The organism is Chryseobacterium ginsengisoli, assembly GCF_039542325.1.
Lineage (GTDB): Bacteria > Bacteroidota > Bacteroidia > Flavobacteriales > Weeksellaceae > Chryseobacterium > Chryseobacterium ginsengisoli.
On record NZ_BAABHX010000008.1, the window covers coordinates 162,371 to 181,083 of the forward strand.

Genomic DNA, 18,713 nt, shown 5'->3' on the forward strand with positions numbered 1-18,713 from the left:
AAAAATGCTTTATAAAAAAGCATTAATAAATTCAATTTTTTTGAATTTAAAACTGAAATTACATTATGGAACAATCAATTGAAAATAAACTTATCAAAGCAGATAAGGCATTTTCAGAATGGAGAAAAGTACCATTCGAAGACAGACAAAAACTCATTGCTAAAGCAGCTGAAATCTTAAAAAACAATTCTGAGAAATTTGGAACGATCATTACGACAGAAATGAATAAGCCAATTTCGGAATCGATTGCTGAGGTTGAAAAGTGTGCTTTAATGATGAATTATTATGCAGATGCAGAAAATATTTTAAAACCTGAAAAAATTGATTCTGAATTTTCTTACTCCGAAGTTCATTATGTTCCAAAAGGTGTGATTTTAGGAGTAATGCCTTGGAATTTCCCTTTTTGGCAGGTGTTAAGATTTGCTGTTCCTGCAATTTTAGCTGGAAATACAGTTGTTTTAAAACATGCATCAATCTGTTTCGGAAGTGGAAATGGTATTGTAGAAGTTCTTCTGGAGGCTGGTTTTCCTGAAGGTATCTTCCAGAATCTTGAGGTTGGACATCAAGCTGTAAAAGAAATTCTTGAGCATAATGTAGTGAAAGGAGTGAGTTTAACAGGTAGTGGAAAAGCAGGAGGAGAAGTGGCTTCAATTGCAGGTTTAAATATCAAAAAATCTTTATTGGAATTGGGCGGAAGCGATGCCTTTATTATTTTTGATGATGCAGATTTGGATGAGGCTGTAAAAGCTGGAGTGAAATCGAGACTTCAGAACTGTGGACAAACCTGTACCGCTGCAAAAAGATTTATCATTGATGAAAAAATAGAAGATGCTTTTCTTCCGAAATTCATTGAAGAATATAAAAAATATGTTGTTGGAGATCCAATGGATAAGGAAACCAAAATTGCCGGAATGGCAAGACCTGATTTAGCGGATGATTTGGAAAAACAATTTCAAAAAGCTCTGGAAAATGGAGCTGAAATTATCATTCCTTTAGAAAGAATCTCTGATAATGAATTCAAACCGGGATTAATTCGAGTTCAAGAGGGAAATCCTATTTTACAGGAAGAACTTTTCGGACCTCTTGGAATGGTGATGATCGCTAAAAATGATGAAGAGGCTTTGCAAATGGCAAATAATATTCCTTTTGGACTTTCAAATTCTGTTTGGACTGTAGATAAAGAACGTCAATTATTTTTTATTGAAAACTTAGAATCAGGAACGGTAAATATCAACAGAATGACAAGTTCTGATCCGCGCTTTCCTTTCGGGGGATCAAAGGCTTCAGGTTACGGAACAGAGCTTTCTTTATTAGCTTTAAAAGAATTTGTAACAGCAAGAACTATTGTTGGAAATTAATTTTAAAAAATAATAGTTTAAACATAAAAAACTCCCGACATTTTCGGGAGTTTTTGTTTTTATATACAAATGACTCGTTAATTAAACGTTCGTCAATCTTAATGTATTTGTTTTTCCGCCTTCATAAGATGGAGTAGCATTGATGTTGATTACAAAATCTCCTGCCTCAATATAACCATAGTTATGCGTCAACATATTTACCTGAATAATCGTTTCATCTGTGGATTTCTTCATATCATAATAGTATGCGTGAACTCCCCAAAGTAGGTTTAGCATTGTGATAACTCTCTTGTTTCCACTATAAACGATAATATGAGAATTAGGTCTATGAGCCGCCAATTGGAACGCTGTATATCCTGAACTTGTCAATGTAACGATTGCAGTAACATTTGTCGTTTTTGCAATTCTTACAGCAGCAAGACAAACTCTGTTTGTGATGAATCTCTCATCGATACAGTTGAAATCTTTTTCAATCGGCTCGTTTTTGTGTTGATAAAAATTGGTCATTTCGATGTTTTTCACAATCTTAGCCATATTTTCAACCACTTGTATAGGATATCTTCCTACAGAAGTTTCACCTGAAAGCATTACTGCATCCGCTCCGTCCAATACAGAGTTGGCAACGTCATTTACTTCAGCTCTTGTTGGCGTTAAGCTGTTGATCATCGTTTCCATCATCTGAGTAGCGATAATTACAGGCTTGGAATAAAATCTTGCTTTTTCAACCAAAGTTTTTTGAATCGCAGGAACTTCTTCCATCGGAACTTCAACACCTAGATCTCCACGAGCAACCATCAAACCGTCACATTCCAATAGAATTTCTTCGATATTTTTTACGCCTTCAGGTTTTTCAATTTTCGCGATAATCGGAGTTTTCATTTTTCCGTTTGGATGTTTTGAAATTAACTCTTTCAAATCAATAATATCCTGAGCGTGACGAACGAACGAAAGTGCGATCCAGTCAACTTCCTGATCAAGCATGAAGTTGGCATCCTGAATATCTTTTTCCGTTAATGCAGGAAGAGAAACGTTAGTATTCGGAAGGTTTACTCCCTTTTTAGAGCTAAGAGGCCCCCCTTGAATTGTTTTTGCTTTTACGGTGTCTATCAAGTTAGTCTCAGTTACTTCCAAAACTAATTTACCATCATCAATAAGGATTCTTTCACCAACTTTTACATCTTGTGGAAACTGTTGGTAAGTCATGAAAACTTTTGTAGAATCTCCTTCCATTTTTTCATTCGTGAAAGTAAGAATGTCTCCAGGATTAAGATAAGAACCTTCTTTTACAACACCTACTCTTAGTTTCGGACCTTGTAAGTCTCCTAAAATACCAACAGAAAAGCCATATTCTTTATTAAGCTCTCTGATGATTTCAATATTTGAACGAACCAAGTCGTAATCTGCGTGTGAGAAATTTATTCTAAAAACATCAACACCTGCTCTCATTAACCCTAACATTACTTCCTTCGACGATGAAGCCGGTCCAAGTGTTGCGATAATTTTTGTCTTCTTTAAATACTTATTCATAATACTGGATAATTTGATAAAGTTCTTCTTCAGAACTTAGTGTGTAATCTTGAATTGGAAACACAAGATTTTCAGGGAGCAAAATTACGGAAAAATCAGGAAACTGTTCCGAACTATGCAAAATATATTGCACTTCTACCTGATTATTTAATAAAAATTTAATGTATTCTTCTTCTGAGAAGAGTTCAGTCTGTAATTTTTTTTGTTTACTTTCAGAAGATCTGTTTGAAATGAAAGTAAAGCAAGTTTTCGTAAACTTATGGTAAGCCTCGAATCTTGGAAAATGATAATCATAATAAGAACCATGAAGAATAAAGTCGCTTATTCGTTTAAACTTAAGGTCATTAATTTGATTTACTTTATAGAAAAACTCATGATCGGGTACATTTTTTGCTAATCTTACCAATCCTATGGTAATATCTTCAAATTCTATATCATCAAGATCATAAAGTTTTTGGATTTCCAAGTATATTTTCTTTTTTATTTAAAATATAAAACGCTCGTTGTGCAGCTTTTTCTTCTGCTTTTTTCTTGGAAGTTTCCGTAGCGTTCGCGATTTTTTCTTCTCCTAGCCATACATGACAGCGGAAAACAATCGATTTATTCACTTGAATCTCTTCGCAAGTTTCGTACTTTATATTCAGTTTTTTCTTTTGGCTCCATTCGAGCAAAAGACCTTTGTAGCTTACAATTTTATTCTCAAGCTTATTGATTTCGCTTGGCGTCAGCAATCTTTCCAAAATAATCCTTTTACAGGTATCATATTGGAAGTCCAGATAAACGGCTCCGATCAAAGCTTCAAACAAATTTCCGGAGATATTTTCACCTAAAGCTACAGAATTCTGCTTTAGCAAAAGGTCTGTAAGTTTTAAGTCTTCTCCTAATTTGTTAAGATTCTTCCTATTTACAATCTTAGATTTCATTTGTGTTAAATATCCTTCATTAGCTTTAGGATAAGTATGGAACAAATGACAAGAAATAATTGTACCCAAAACAGAATCTCCTAAAAACTCAAGTCTTTCATAATTACTGTCTTTGTTTTTAGAAGAATTTTTTAAAGAAAAAGCCTCACGGTAAAGAGCAACATTTTGCACCTCAGCACCAAGCATCTTGTTGAGTTCAGTACTGAGAAAAGAATCTCTCTCCGTTAATTTTCTTTTTCTTTTTTTGAGAAGGAATTTAGAAAAATATTTCTTTAACTCCATTCAGTAAATTTAGATTTTCTTAAATAGAACGCAAGCATTATGCCCACCAAACCCAAAAGTATTACTCATGGCTACTTTTACATCTTTCTTCGCAGCTTCGTTGAACGTAAAGTTCAGTCTGCTGTCGATATTTTCGTCATCAGTAAAATGGTTGATGGTAGGAGGAACAATACCATGAATAATAGTTCCTAACGCAGCAATAGCTTCAATAACTCCTGCAGCTCCAAGAAGGTGACCAGTCATTGATTTTGTAGAATTAATCTGAATGTCGAAAGCATGCTCTCCTAATAATTTTGAAATTGCATTAGATTCTGCAATATCTCCTAATGGAGTAGATGTACCATGCATATTGATGTGATCTACTTCATCAGCAGTTAATTCTGCGTCTTCCAAACAATTTTTCATTACCAGATAGGCTCCTAAACCTTCAGGATGCGGCGCTGTCATATGATGTGCATCTGCACTAAGACCTCCGCCTTTTAATTCTGCGTAAATTGTAGCACCACGTTTTACAGCGTGCTCATATTCTTCAAGAATAATAGATCCTGCTCCTTCACCTAATACAAATCCATCTCTGTCTTTATCGAAAGGTCTTGAAGCTGTTTTTGGATCATCATTTCTCGTAGAAAGTGCCATCATTGCATTGAATCCACCGACACCACTTGCTGTAACGGCTGCTTCAGAGCCTCCGCACACAATAACATCTGCTTTTCCTAGCTGGATTAGCATTTTGGAATCAATTAAAGCATTTGCTGAAGACGCACATGCGGAAACTGTCGTATAATTTGGTCCGTGGAAACCATATTCTATAGAAATATGTCCAGGAGTGATATCTGCAATCATTTTGGGAATGAAGAAAGGGTTGAATCTCGGAATATCCGTGTTTGCCCATCCTAAAACTTCAGTTTCGAAAGTCTCTAAACCTCCAATTCCAGAACCCCAAATTACTCCGACTCTGTTTTTATCTACACCGTCTTCAATAATCCTTGAATGTGATACTGCTTCTCTTGCAGCAACAAGCCCAAGTTGCGTATTTCTATCCATTTTTTTAGCCTCTTTCTTATCGAAATGGTCTAATGGATTGAAATTTTTGACTTCGCAAGCGAATTTTGTTTTAAAGTTTGTGGCATCAAAAAGAGTAATAGGAGCGGCACCGCTCTCACCTTTCACAAGATTTTCCCAGTATTCTTTTGCATTATTTCCAATCGGTGTTATTGCTCCAAAACCGGTTACAACTACTCTTTTTAATTCCATAAACTTTGTTTAATTTCTTTTTGTTGAAGAATATTATTTATTTACTACTTCTTCGATATAAGCGATAGCGTGACCTACAGTAGTAATTTTTTCAGCTTGATCATCAGGGATTTGAATATTGAATTCTTTTTCAAATTCCATAATAAGTTCAACTGTATCCAATGAGTCTGCTCCTAAATCGTTTGTGAAGCTAGCCTCTGGAGTTACTTCTGTTTCTTCAACGTCAAGCTTATCAGCGATGATAGCTTTTACTCTTGATGCAATGTCTGACATAGTAAATTTTTTTTTAATTGTTAGATGGTGCAAATATATAAAATTCTTTACGATAAAACATTTTTTTAGTCTTTTTTGTGGCTTACAGATGCGTATTTTGTTATATGGTTGTTTAGTGTTTTAGTTTTCAGGTGTTTATATTTTAACATTTCATGTTGTAGTTTCAGTTTATTAAAATAAAATCTGTAGTATCCTTAATATTATATATGATAAGAATCTGAATTGAAATAAATTGATAGTAAATAAGCTATAAATAAAATGGCATATTAGGTTTTTATTTAATCTCAAGAGTAATTATCTTTGAAAATTCTTAGGGTATTGTTTACTCCTTATTATAAAAGGATTTTTATATTTTAGTCAAAATTTGATTTAAAAAGTTAATGAAAAAACTCATTTACATCGTATTTCTTTTTGTTTCCGCTTTAATTTTCTCACAAGTCAAAGGAAAAATCATTAAAATAAAAGATGGTGATACAGTTGTTGTTTTATTATCAGACAAAACTCAGGAAACATTGAGACTTGCAGAAGTTGATTGTCCTGAAAACAGTCAGCCTTTCGGAAAAAATGCAAAAAAGTTTACAAGTTCACAGGTTTTTGGGAAAAATGTGACTTTTTATAAAGTAAATAAAGATAGATACGGAAGAACGATAGCGAAAATTTTCTATGGTAATGATAAATATTTGTCTAAAGAAATAATAAAAGCTGGTTTTGGGTGGTGGTATTTCAAAGCTTCGAAAGATACAGAATTGCAAAAAATTCAAAATAAGGCGAAAGAAAAGAAACTTGGCTTGTGGGTTGATAAAAATGCGGTTTCACCTTGGGATTTTAGGAAAAATAGGAGGAAAAAGAATATTATTAATCAAAATAAAAAAATCACTGAAAACTTCAGTGATTTTTTTGTGGAGTTGGAGGGACTAGATTTTTAAATCTATCAAAATCTTGATTAATTTGTAAATGCTTTGTACAAAGGCTTTTTAAGATTGTTTAATTAAGTTGAATTTATTGAAATTAAACTATATTTGAATTTTTTGGGTACAACTTTGGGTACAACTTTAATTTTTAATCATTTTAATTATGGCATCAGTAAGTTTTTTTATTAGAGGAAAAGTAGCAGATAAAGAAAGTACAATTTGGGCAAAGTTTAGAGATAAGGATATTGATATACGTGTTCCTGTTCCGTATTTGAGCTGTAAACCAAAAGAATGGAAAGAGGGAAGGGGTAAAATGCCGTCTAAAAAAATGCATAAAGATGATGCTGAAACTATAAACACTCGTCTTTCACAATTAGAAGCTAATATTATTTCAAGTTATACGGAAGATAATCCAGAAATCGATTTAAAAGAATGGCTGAAATCAATTATAGAACCTACAGTTTTAAAAGCCGAAGATAATAACTATTCGGATGATGTTGTTACTTTTATTGATACTTATATATCTTTAAAAAAAGATAGTGTTACTGAATCGACTATTAAGAAAGCTAATGTTGTTAAGCAATTAATGATAAGATATATAGTGGATAGAAAAATAAGAAAGAAAACATTTAGGGGATTAAAGTTTAAAGATTTGGATAACTCTTTTAGATTTGATTTTGAAGATTATTGTAATAAGGAGAATTATAAAATTTCTACTACATATCGTAATCTTAAATTTTTAAAAATGATTTGTAAGGTTGCTGGATCTTTTGATATTGAAGTTCACAAACATGCGGAATTATGGAAATTTGAAGTCGAAAAAGCAACAAAGCATATTCCCAAATCAATTTATCTAACTTTTGAAGAGCTAGATAAGATTGCACAAAAAGAAATGCCACATGATTATTTGGATAATGCGAGAGATTGGTTATTAATTTCCTGTTTTACAGGGCAAAGAGTAAGTGATTATATGAGATTTACCTCTTCGATGATTGTGGAAGATACTGAAGGACAGAAATACATTGAATTTACACAACAAAAGACTAATGCTAAAATGCAAATTCCTTTATTAAAAAAGGTTCAAGATGTTTTAGCAAAACGAAACGGAGAGTTTCCTCGAAAAATATCAGATGTAAAACTAAATCTTTATATCAAAGAAGTGTGTGAGATTACTGAAATAGATGAGATGGTATATAACGGTAGAACTGAGACTATAGAAAAAGATGGTAAGAATATTACTCGTAAAGTTTTTGGTGATTTTCCTAAACATAAACTCGTTACATCTCATATAGGAAGAAAAAGTTTTGCCTCTAACTTTTATGAGAAAATTCCTACTACTTATTTGCTTAATTTTACAGGACATACAACTGAAAAGCAGTTGTTGGCGTACATTAATAAGACGGAGGTTGAAAAAGCAAAATCAACAGCTAAGATATTTAATAGTTTGGGATATTAATTAAAAACCTTATGCAGAAAATAGATCAAATACAGAATAATCTAGCAATAATCAATATATATAACAGGCATACGTTAGAGAAATTTATGCTTGGAAAAAATGTAATCATTTATGATGAAAAAGAAAATGTAATTGAGAAAATTAAGATTATTGAACATTATGCTCCTATTACAAAGGAAATAAGTGATGCATTTCAAAAAAGTGGCTTTTTATACGTCCTTACGTTTAATATTTTTAATGGAAAAGCAGATGCAAAAGAAGTAAGGATCATTAATTATGTTGATTTTATTGATAAAAAAAATAACTATTCCGAAATTTTACTGACAGACTTCAAAAAAGTATTGAGTTTGATTGAACAGGATTTAGAGGATTATGTTCTAGACAATTCTAAAACTGATCCTGATAATATAAAAGATCTTATTAATAATAAAATACTAGCACAGTATTATAATTCTATGACACTTTTTAAGCAAAATTATGGAACTTATGAAATGGTTAATAGTGTTTTTAAAGATCCTGTTACTTTTTTCATTGATATTGAGAATATGAAAAAGATGTCTTTATTATTTAATAAAGCTATTGCCTCAACTATTGAAAAATATAAAAAATACATAGATAAGAATTCAGCTTTTTATAAAAAGTACAAAGAAGAACATAAATTTATCCTAAAGAGCGAAAAGAAAAATAAGAAAAAGTTCAAAGAGAAAAAACACGAAGATAATATCGAATGGAAGGATATATTCAAAGAAAAGTCTACCTATAAACAATTTATCAAATATGCGATAAAGCATATAATAAATAGGTTTATCGATTATTCTTTTATTTTCCAGAAAATGAAGCATCATGAAATTATTCATAACTATACCCATTTCAAATATATTGATTGGTTAAGAGATAATAATTTTATTACTGATAAAGACTATGAAGAGTTTGTAAAAAATGCAGGATTTAGAAGCCTTTCAAAGTCATCTTCTGAACAGAGGGAAAATAACTTTAATAATATTTTTAATCTTTAAATTTTTTATCGGAAAAAAGTTCCGAAAATCGGAAAATCAGCCAAGCTAAATTTGCATCATAATAATAAAACAAAAATATTATGACAAATTCAGCTATTCAATTGATGCAAATAGATATAGAATCTTTTGGTCAATTTATTCAAAAACTAGTTAGAGAAGAGTTAGAAAAAGTAATCCCTGCACAATCAGAGGAAAAAGAGTTTTATACTCGTGAAGAGACTTCAAAGCTTTTAAATGTCAGCCTAACAACTTTATTCCATTGGAATAATCAAGGAGTGCTTAAAGCTAAAAAAATCGGAAAACGGGTTTATTACTCGAAATCTGATGTCATGGCACAACTAACATACTAAATTCGATCAATCAGTTTTTCTGATTACAAACTCCCATTTAACAATTAATTATCAACAGCATTTGCCGTAGTAAAATACTATGGGGTACTACTTCTATACTAAATTTAAAATTTTAGAAAAATGAAAACAAATTCAATCAATCAAACAACTAAAGAATCCGTTAAAAATGAATATGCAAAACTACTTAAAGAGTGGAATAGACTTAAAAAGACTACTGATTTTCCTTTCTCTAAGTATACAGATGAAATGTTTAAAGACATTAGAACATCTTTTTCTAATAAGATCTTGCTTGAAATTAAAGCACCTCAATATTTAAGAGAGATCAAGGAAATGCATTTAACAGGTAAGCTAGACTATAATTTTATAAAAGCCTTTTCTCCGACATCTCAAAAAATATATTGGTTTGCGGAATTTCAACATCTATTTTCTGATAGGGAATATTGGGATAATTTAGCTTGTGCCTATCTTATGCAATCTTATGATCCTAATTTACCTCATGAAATTTTGTTATTGTTATTTTCTTCTAAGAGAGATGGAAAAAAATACTTAATGAATGAAGAAGATTGGACTTTTTTTGAAGCTTTACCTGATAAAATTACAGTTTATAGGGGTATGAATGAAAAAGAACTTAAAAGTGGCAAATTTAGATTTAGCTGGACTTTAGACAAAAATATTGCTGAACAATTTAAGGTAAGAAATAATCAATATTACGGGCAAAAGACATTAGTTCATGAGCTAGAGATTGAAAAAAGTAAGATCATAGCTTATATGGGTAAAACTGAGGAGGAAGTTATTATAATATTTTAATCTCATAATTAAAAGCTACACTATACATTGGTATAAGGCTGGATAAGAAAGATCTTTTTCTTATAATGCTGCACAACACTACATGCGCTGCTGTAAAAGCCTTATAAACGCCCGAAAAATCAACTAAAACATTTTACAGCAATAAACCCCCTCAAAGGCATAGTGAAAACTACTGTTATGGCTTTTGCTATGCCTTTTTTTAAAACTAAAAATTATGATTAATAAAATAAATCATTGTGCTAACAGAACCATTACAGATTCATTTAATAATATCGGAGAAGTAATCGAATTTATCCGAACTCCACCCTCAGAACATGTAAAATTAGTTCGAGATGCCCGATCTTTAAAAAGAGGTTGTGAAGAATATCAAAACATAAAAAAGTATAAGCTGTCTGCAATAGCTATTAATTTCCAGTACTCAAACAATTATATTAAAGGAAAGAATCTAGATAAACCAACAGGATACTTGTATATTGATGTTGATAACCTGACTGAACAGGATATAGAGATCAATACTGCATATATATGTGCTTACTGGCGTAGTTTATCTAATAAAGGTTTGACTTTAGTAGTGAAAGTGGATGGATTGACACCTGATAATTTTAAAATTGCTACTCAGGAGATTGCAAATGCGCTAGATATACCTTATGATCCGCAGGCAGTTTCGATTGATCGGCTTACTGTGCTATCATATGATCCTAATGCTTACTATAATGATAATGTAGAGGTTTTCCCCGTTGCGGAAATGATGCCAGTGGAAATTGTGCAGGATAGTACAGCAGTAGACACAGAAAAAAGTACCCACTACAATACTATAAATTATAACTCAATAGGGTATGATTGTAATGGGTACAAATTACGATTTAGCAATTTGGACGAGCTATTACAATTATACAATATTGTATATGATGAGTATGGTTTTTATGACTTAGGTAAGGATAATAAATTAAAGTATGCTCAGGTATTTGTGCCGCTTAAAAAGGTTTCCAAAGGTAACAGAGAGAATACTTTAAAAAGTATAGCATATCAATTGGTTGCTTTAAACAAAAAAGTAGATAAAGGAATTCTGTTAAAATATCTTTACTCTATTAACGATGGTAAAATGAATCCACCTTTGGAGAACAATGAGGTAATGGAAACCTTTGAAAAAGTTTACCGAAAGCTAAATGATATTGAACCGATTATTAATGCTGAGCGTAGATTTATTTATGACAAGTTAAAAAAACTCAGTCCAACAGATAAAAGAAGGCTTAATCTAAAAAAGATCAATCAAGATCGTAAAGATAAAACCATATCAGAATTACTAGAGTCTATGAAAAATTGGAATTTCGAGCTGGATGGAAAAATGACAATTAAAAGTTTGGAAAAAGTGACAGGTAAAAATAAAAAAACAATTCAGATTTATTACAAAGCTTTAAAAACAGAAATTATTATTAATAAGTCCAATAGTTTTGAGATCTTTAGAAGTTTAGATTATAGTTCATTGTTGAGAAATTTAGATGATCTTATGAAATATGATTTGAATTAGTCAATATTTCGACTTACACATAGTGAGACACTACTTTTCAATATTATTTTGTAATTCCTCTATTAATTTATTTACTGTTTTTTCAATATTGTCTTTTTTTAATTCGCATTCCCAAATAGTAATTATGTTCCAGCCAAGTTTAAGTAATGATTTGAAATTATTTTGGTCTCTATTTTTATTAGCATTAATTTTATTAATCCAAAAATCTGTGTTTGTCTTAGGTATAACAAAGTATGTGCAGTTTTTGTGTCCGTGCCAAAAACATCCATTTACAAAAATAATTGTATTGTATTTTTTCAAAACAATATCAGGCTTTCCAGGTAAATTTTTACTGTTTATTCTGTATCTATAACCTTTGGAAAATAAAATTTTTCTTAATAATACTTCAGGTTTAGTATTCTTACTTTTTATTTGTTGCATATTAAACCTTCTCTGTTCGGGAGTGTGTTTGTCAGCCATAAATAATTCCATTTATTAGGTTGGATTGTTCGAAAAAACAGCAGCAATTTAAGCGCTTATGTTAAATCGTTAATATCATCTAGGAACACATATTTTCTATGGTATTCCAAATATTTTTCTCTATACTCAGGAAAAATTCGCATTTTATTTTTGGCGGTTGGATTTATATTAAGTTTATCCCAAGTATATAAGCTTAATTGAGTACCACAGATTAATTCTCCATTGTCTAGAAAAGTAATATAGCCTTGATCAAATAATCTGTCATAAGTTGGTGAGAGAGCGAGACCATTTAGATAATCTAAAGCTTCTTCCTGATTATTTTCTTTAATGCAAACGCTATATGGTTTTATATGACTTGCAATTAAAAGTCTTTCATCTGAAATTTTCGAAAATGGGCATTGCGGCATATATTCTATTACAGCTCTTCTATATTTTTCTTGACCAATTCGATATGATCTTTTTATTTCTTCAATCTCGGGAATATCAAAAGCTATCTCTTCAACTAATTGCAAGGCGCTAGGATGTACAAAAGTTCGGAATTGGTAATCTAATAAAATCCTAAAATAAAATATTGGTTTAATGCTGTCTTCAGAGGGAATAGCAGGGACTAATTTTAAAATCGAAAGATAGCTTATTTTTGGCAGTATTAACTCCCTCCATAGTTTCCATATGCTGTCGTCAGATCTAATATAACCTCTGTTTTGCCGTTGTGATAAATTATCAGAAGCGTCATATATTGAGAAAGGGATGTATTCCGTTTCAATATTTTGAACTTCCTGATACCTTTTGTTGTAATAGACACTAATATCATTGTGGTAAACTTGTTCTTGGCTGTAATATTCTGCCTTAGCGTCATCTAAGTATTTAAGCAAATTTGCTTTGCTGAAAAAACAGGTATTCTCTTGAACAACAGCTCCACTCTCTTTTGCGGAGTTTAATGTTTTTCGTTTTTTATTACTGTCAAAATGCTCTAATCCCCAAGTATAATAGTCGAAAAAATTTGAAATCCGTCTGCCAAGTTCTCCGTTATATGTACCAATATGCTTTTTGCTTTCTCCATTTCCGTCAAATTGTGCCAGCTTATTTGATCTATGAATAAAGCTGTCTTCTGCTCTAAAATCTTGTATTGCATCAATTATATTGTATTCGATGTTATCTATTTTTATTCTTTGGTATTCAGGCATAATAAATAATCTTATTTCTTTAATTCCTTAAATATAGAAATGGCATTTTTTATATGTGAGCTTTGTTCTTTTGTTTGTCTGTCTTTAAGCGGCTTATTTTCCAAAGAGGCTAAGTAATAAATACCATCAATCTCTTCAAAATATAATCTTTTAGCAATAGGATCTCTCATTTTTAATTCTTTAATTGTATCCTTTTTATGAGTCACTTCTTTTAATAGTGTTTCGGGAATATTTAATCCCTTCGATTTATAACTAATAACAGATTCAAAATTTTCTATTATTGATTCTTGAACTTCTTTAGACATTTTACTGAAAGTATTGTCGAACTTTTTTGATGTGGTTGCATTATTCAATATTTGTTTAAGCTTATCCAAATTACCCAATTTAGATATTTCTTCTTTTTTGATAATTCCTTCAATATTAGCCGTATTCTGCTGTATTCCATACAGATTGTCAACCGAATAGCTTGTTGAATCGCTACAGCCAATAGTTAACATATCCTTTGCTAAATCGGGGTGGAGATTCAGGCTAAACAAAATATCTTTTCCATTTGACACGATTTTAATAAAAAAAGCATCTCTTTTGGTTTTATCTAATAAAAAAAAATGATCTTTTTCTTCAGTCAGTACAACGTCAGTATCTAAAAAAAATTCTATTGGATGTTTCGTGAAAATGCTATATGAGTAATCTTTTATTTCTTTATTATCTATTAATTCTAGAGTATCTGCTAAAGTTAAATTCTCACTCAAATTAATGTCGCTTAAATGCGTACAAGATATAATACCATCTATACTACTTGGATACTTTTCTTTTAAAATTTTGTATTCTATAACAGTATTTTTTAAAGCAAGCATGATTTCTTGAGTTGATGCAGCGTTTGGTATTAAATCGTTAAAAACAAAGAATTTCATATTAAATCAGTTTTGAGTGATTTATTTCAAACTGATCAAAAAATCCTTTCGGCCAATCATTTACACGACCATCTTTATCAATATAAATTGTTGTAATATCAGTATTTTTATTTTCGTTTAATTCTAACCAGTGTATTAATGTATTGTCAGAAAAAGCATTCTCCTTTATAAATAATCTAACTCCCGTAAATATATGGTCGCTATGAGTCTCTATGATTACCTGTGTGCCTAATTTCGCGCATAGACAAATTAGTTTTGCAAGTTCGGTTTGTCCTTTTGGATGTAGATGAGCTTCAGGATTCTCAATAATTACTAAACTGTTTTTCTCAAATGTTGAGACCAATAGAGTTGTAATTACTGGAAGAATATAGCTTAGTCCAAAACCAACGTTTGTTGCCCTATGACCATCATATGTTGCATAAGATGTATCGCTTATGTCCAAAACTTCATAATTAAAACTTACATTAGGTGAAATAACTTTAAGCCAGGCTCGAATATTTTCTAGTAGAGTAAAAGAATTTGTATCAGGGTGTTTTATTGATTCATCTAGAGATACTGGATTAACTGAATCATAATACTTAATGCACTGTAATACATTTTCACCGTTACTTCCTATCTTATTTTTTGATTGATTATCATTTAGAATAGGAATTGACAACTGCGGACCAAACCTATTTGCGGAGATATACCAAACATTAGGAAACAGATTTGGCTCAAAATTTATTTTATTGTCGGGAAATTCTATTGAATATTCAATGTCATTTATTGTAATGCTAAGTTCAGTTTTCTCTTTTGAGTTTTTGTTTCTTAAATCTAATTCTGTCCCGTGCCCATCTAATAATAAATTTTTTTCATTTTTAAATGCTTTTTCAAGGATTAGTAATGACTGAATTATTGAGCTTTTCCCACTGCTGTTTAAGCCTGTAAGAATGGTCAGGTTTTCTAAATCTAATTCTCTGTCAAAGAATGATTTAAATGCCGTTAGTGTTAGACTGTTTATCATTTGGTGTATTTATGTAATAAATCTTTCATTGTCGAATATCTCTCGAGCACTGAAGTATATTTTAAAGCATTTCTTGAAATAATATCATCAAACTTGTAATTCTTTAAAAAATTATTTTTATAATCATTTAGAAACTCATCTTTACGTTTTTTCAATAAATTAAATTTTGAATCTGAAATTTCAGATAATAAAACTCCCCAAACTTCGAATAATGATTTATTTACAGGCGTTTTTCTTTTACCAGGATAGCTTTTTCTAAAAGTATGGTCACCAAATATATCAGATGACCGTAACATACCTAAAGCAAATTTATCTCTAAGAATTTTTATATCGTTAATTTTCACTTCTGAAATAATATTCTCTGATATTTTTTTCACCTCTTTGGTATTTATTTCAGGCATTGAGTTTATTATTTTTAGAGTATCACTTAGAAATTCATCCATATTCCCATTTTTTGGATACAAGCTATAATCACGTATCATAAATGATAGAAGTCTCAATATAAATTCTCTGTCAAGCATTCTGTTGGCCTTAATTGAGCTATTTGTAGCATTTAGGAATTTATTAGTTAAAGATAGTGTCTTTAATAAAATAGTAGATTTTCCACTATATAATGCGTGTCGTATTTCTTGATCGGTTAATGGTTCGCCTCCACGATTAACCCTTTTAAAAATATTTCTTTTGACTATCTCGGGTGTTCCAGAATTTATAACTGTAAAAGTAAATTCTGTTTCTAAAATTCTGTTTTCAATAAACGTAGGTAAATCCTCAAATTTAGCATTGTTAAACTGATCTCCCCAAAATTCTAATTTTTGCAACCTAAATTTCTTATCAATAATATAATCTCTTATTGTTGAAAGTCGTTGTAAACCATCTATGACAGTATAATTTCCAATTTCGTCTGCTGAAACATAAAACATAGGAAGTGGAATTTTAAGCATTAGAGATTCAATGAGTTGACATTTTTTATCCATTGTCCAAACGGAATTTCTTTGAAAATCTGGGTTGAGGTTTATTGTGCCTTGTTTTAATCGTCGTAAAAGTGTATCCATTGTTATTTTTTTTGTGTCAATAGATATCAGTTCTGGATTAAATGGTTCAAATTCAGAATCTTCTGGTTTTGCCTCTTCCTCTTCAATGATTTCATTTACATAGTCTGAAAATAAGTAGAAATAATATTTTATTATATTATTTTCAACATTTTTAACTTTGGTTATTTCAAGATGTGAAATTACTGGCAGAGAAATCTCACGAATTAATTTATATCCCTCTGAATTGGAATTTATATATACCCGTTGACCTTGCAAATTATTTTGGTCTTTAATTTTGAATTCAATCATCTCATCTAAGTGAAGAATTTTTTCACGCTTAGTTTCCCATAATCTGTCAAGTCTGTCTTTTTCTCTATATTCTTGTGTCGGAGCTATATGCTCTTTTCTAATTTCATCCAAATACTGAATTAAGTCTTCTTTTAATAAAAAGCAATTAGATTCAAATCCCCTTTCTCCAAAAAAATCTGTAATTTTTTCTCCAGCTTGTCCCACGTATAGCTTAGCTTCTCCATTACCATCCCCAATTTTATTTAGAGGACTTACAAAAGAATCAGCAATATTTATATTCTTTAACGTTCCTAAAATTTCATAGTCTTGTTCTAATATTTCAATTTGATTCATTATCCTGTGTATTTGGTAATGTCCATTTGTTTAAGCAATGCAATGAGTACGTCAACAACTATACTGTTTCCAGCTTGTCTGTACATTTGGGTATCACTTACAGTCTGTATAAAATCGTCTCTGAACCCCATTAAACGGAGACATTCTTTTGGTGTTAATTTCCTGATTTTTCCAGTGTGAGTCACATAATTATCTACTCCAGCTCTATGCATTTTATGCATACTCTGTAAAAGAGGTCTTGCTACTTCAAGGTCTGTTTTTATTGAGGTTTTGAACGTTTTTGTTCCGCTACTCAAAACATAATCACGAACTTTATCGGATAGGTAATATTTTTCTTCAACATCATTTACATCAAAAATAAATTCATCAAATTCGCTTTCTCCTTGCTCAAAAACAAAATCACCGTGCCAATTAAATTGTTGATTAGCTTTTTGGCAGAGTGCAATTTCTCCATTTATTTGAGTGTATCTCTTATTTCTATTTTTAGAACTAGTAACGAATTTCACTCCTTTCTCTTTTAGGTAATATTTACTGTCTGTAAAATCCTCTAAAAAGTCCTGCATTTTGTATTCCAACTCAACTGGTTCTGGAAAAGTAAATTCTGCTTTTTTATCCTTGAAGCCTATCACAAAAATTCTTTCTCTATGTTGTGGCATTCCATAATTTTTAGCATTTAGAACTTGATAAAAGTACTTATAGCCAAGTTCGTCAAACGTTGCTTTTATTGTTTCAAAAGTATTCCCACTATCATGGCTTATCAAACCTTTTACATTTTCAAAAATAAAGACATTAGGTTGGCTTTCTTTTACAACCCTTGCAAATTCATAAAATAAAGTTCCTCTTGTATCGTCAAAACCTCTGCGTTTTCCAACCATTGAAAAAGATTGGCAGGGACTTCCACCAACTAATAAATCAAGTTTTCCTTTATATTTTTTACCATCAATATCGTGAACATCATTGTACCAATTACTTTCATCAATTTCATAATTCGCAAAATAACTTTGTTTTGCGAAGTTATCAATATCACTAGCAAATTGAATTTTAGATTTTAAATTTAATCGTTTTAAAGCATATTCAATCGCACCAATTCCTGAGAACATTGTCCCAATTCTGATAGTTGCATTAGGATTTGAGAATTCTTTTTCTCTCCAATCGTTATCAAATTTTATTGATGTTTGCTTAGTTAAATGTTGTGTCAATTGGTCATTGACAATGCTCAACACCTCTTGGTATTTTGGATAGTATTTCAAGTCGTCGAAAATTCTTGTTGAATAATGGTAATTTAATAAGGTGTTTTTGTCGGTTTGCAAAATTTGGCTAAGATTGTCAAATTGTTCAATATTGAGTTGACGTTCATCTTTTTCAATTTTTCCTAGTGTTGAAGGGTCAATATCGATATGTGAAGCAACCTTGCGAAGTGGGAAACCTAATTCAGTTCTTTTTTGTTTTATATATTCTCCAAATGTAACTTCCATATTTGTATGTCTTTTGTTTTGGACTATTTGTGTCCAAAAATATGGAATTGTAAATTCTTCTACAACATTTTTTTTGACTTTTATTTTTGTATAAGAACGTTTATGCATTGTATTTATTACAAAAAATAAGTCTTTTGAATTTCCCTTCATAGGTCATATATTGTGTTTGCAAGTTAAATTTAAAACACGTCAAAACTTGACGTGTTTTTTTGGATTTCTTGATTAATTAGAATATTTTAGAATTTAAATTTTGTCAAGGCTGACCGAGTCTAGCAGAATCTACTAACTCAAAGTCATATTCTTCAGTATATGAATTGTTTTGT

At 30.8% G+C, this 18,713-nt stretch carries 18 protein-coding genes; 7 read left to right on the forward strand and 11 right to left on the reverse strand.

Annotated elements, in window-relative coordinates; all coding sequences use genetic code 11:
• Positions 1-65 precede the first annotated feature (65 nt).
• Positions 66-1,358 carry an aldehyde dehydrogenase family protein gene (locus ABD940_RS19860; protein WP_345207781.1) on the forward strand — a complete coding sequence of 431 codons (1,293 nt, stop codon included), beginning with the start codon at positions 66-68 and terminating at the stop codon, positions 1,356-1,358.
• Positions 1,359-1,439: 81 nt separating this feature from the next.
• Here ABD940_RS19860 and pyk read toward each other — a convergent pair whose 3' ends face one another.
• Genes pyk through ABD940_RS19885 form a run of 5 tightly spaced genes read right to left on the reverse strand, consistent with a single transcriptional unit; the run spans position 1,440 to position 5,617 of the window.
• Positions 1,440-2,885: a pyruvate kinase gene (gene pyk / locus ABD940_RS19865; RefSeq protein ID WP_345207783.1), complete on the reverse strand. Its 1,446-nt coding sequence runs from the start codon at positions 2,883-2,885 to the stop codon at positions 1,440-1,442.
• Positions 2,878-3,351: an IPExxxVDY family protein gene (locus ABD940_RS19870; RefSeq protein ID WP_345207785.1), complete on the reverse strand. Its 474-nt coding sequence runs from the start codon at positions 3,349-3,351 to the stop codon at positions 2,878-2,880. The genes pyk and ABD940_RS19870 overlap by 8 nt, the downstream gene beginning before the upstream one ends.
• Positions 3,329-4,090: a ribonuclease III gene (rnc, locus tag ABD940_RS19875; protein ID WP_345207786.1), complete on the reverse strand. Its 762-nt coding sequence runs from the start codon at positions 4,088-4,090 to the stop codon at positions 3,329-3,331. The genes ABD940_RS19870 and rnc overlap by 23 nt, the downstream gene beginning before the upstream one ends.
• A 9-nt stretch (positions 4,091-4,099) precedes the next feature.
• The gene (fabF, locus tag ABD940_RS19880; protein ID WP_345207787.1) at positions 4,100-5,344 is read right to left on the reverse strand and encodes a beta-ketoacyl-ACP synthase II; all 1,245 of its coding nucleotides are present in this window, start codon (positions 5,342-5,344) and stop codon (positions 4,100-4,102) included.
• Positions 5,345-5,377: 33 nt separating this feature from the next.
• Positions 5,378-5,617: an acyl carrier protein gene (locus tag ABD940_RS19885; protein WP_002976354.1), complete on the reverse strand. Its 240-nt coding sequence runs from the start codon at positions 5,615-5,617 to the stop codon at positions 5,378-5,380.
• Between the two features lie 380 nt (positions 5,618-5,997).
• On the opposite strand from ABD940_RS19885, the gene ABD940_RS19890 reads away from it, so the two are divergent.
• From ABD940_RS19890 to ABD940_RS19915, 6 genes are all read left to right on the forward strand, one after another.
• Positions 5,998-6,543 carry a thermonuclease family protein gene (locus ABD940_RS19890; protein WP_345207788.1) on the forward strand — a complete coding sequence of 182 codons (546 nt, stop codon included), beginning with the start codon at positions 5,998-6,000 and terminating at the stop codon, positions 6,541-6,543.
• A gap of 148 nt (positions 6,544-6,691) precedes the next feature.
• Positions 6,692-7,984, forward strand: coding sequence for a phage integrase SAM-like domain-containing protein (locus ABD940_RS19895; RefSeq protein ID WP_345207790.1), 1,293 nt, complete (start codon positions 6,692-6,694; stop codon positions 7,982-7,984).
• Positions 7,985-7,995: 11 nt separating this feature from the next.
• Positions 7,996-9,000, forward strand: a complete 1,005-nt coding sequence (locus ABD940_RS19900; RefSeq protein WP_345207792.1) for a hypothetical protein — start codon at positions 7,996-7,998, stop codon at positions 8,998-9,000.
• Positions 9,001-9,080: 80 nt separating this feature from the next.
• Entirely contained in the window at positions 9,081-9,350 is a 270-nt protein-coding gene (locus ABD940_RS19905; protein ID WP_345207794.1) for a helix-turn-helix domain-containing protein, read from the forward strand.
• Positions 9,351-9,470: 120 nt separating this feature from the next.
• Entirely contained in the window at positions 9,471-10,157 is a 687-nt protein-coding gene (locus tag ABD940_RS19910; RefSeq protein WP_345207796.1) for a hypothetical protein, read from the forward strand.
• Positions 10,158-10,371: 214 nt separating this feature from the next.
• Entirely contained in the window at positions 10,372-11,685 is a 1,314-nt protein-coding gene (locus ABD940_RS19915; RefSeq protein WP_345207798.1) for a BT4734/BF3469 family protein, read from the forward strand.
• A 30-nt stretch (positions 11,686-11,715) separates the two neighbouring features.
• Here the strand turns inward: ABD940_RS19915 and ABD940_RS19920 are convergent, their stop codons facing one another.
• The 6 genes from ABD940_RS19920 to ABD940_RS19945 are packed head-to-tail and all read right to left on the reverse strand — an operon-like array spanning position 11,716 to position 18,390.
• Positions 11,716-12,144, reverse strand: coding sequence for a very short patch repair endonuclease (locus tag ABD940_RS19920; RefSeq protein ID WP_345207800.1), 429 nt, complete (start codon positions 12,142-12,144; stop codon positions 11,716-11,718).
• Positions 12,145-12,200: 56 nt separating this feature from the next.
• Positions 12,201-13,328, reverse strand: a complete 1,128-nt coding sequence (locus ABD940_RS19925) for an HNH endonuclease (protein ID WP_345207802.1) — start codon at positions 13,326-13,328, stop codon at positions 12,201-12,203.
• Positions 13,329-13,339: 11 nt separating this feature from the next.
• Positions 13,340-14,239, reverse strand: coding sequence for a hypothetical protein (locus ABD940_RS19930; protein ID WP_345207804.1), 900 nt, complete (start codon positions 14,237-14,239; stop codon positions 13,340-13,342).
• Position 14,240: 1 nt separating this feature from the next.
• Positions 14,241-15,242 (reverse strand): DUF3696 domain-containing protein, encoded by a 1,002-nt coding sequence (locus ABD940_RS19935; protein ID WP_345207806.1) that lies wholly within the window; start codon positions 15,240-15,242, stop codon positions 14,241-14,243.
• On the reverse strand, positions 15,239-16,915 hold the full coding sequence (locus ABD940_RS19940; RefSeq protein WP_345207808.1) for a GmrSD restriction endonuclease domain-containing protein: 1,677 nt from the start codon (positions 16,913-16,915) through the stop codon (positions 15,239-15,241). Before ABD940_RS19940 ends, ABD940_RS19935 begins: the two co-directional genes overlap by 4 nt.
• Entirely contained in the window at positions 16,915-18,390 is a 1,476-nt protein-coding gene (locus tag ABD940_RS19945) for a DNA cytosine methyltransferase (RefSeq protein WP_345207811.1), read from the reverse strand. The genes ABD940_RS19940 and ABD940_RS19945 overlap by 1 nt, the downstream gene beginning before the upstream one ends.
• Positions 18,391-18,713 lie beyond the last annotated feature (323 nt).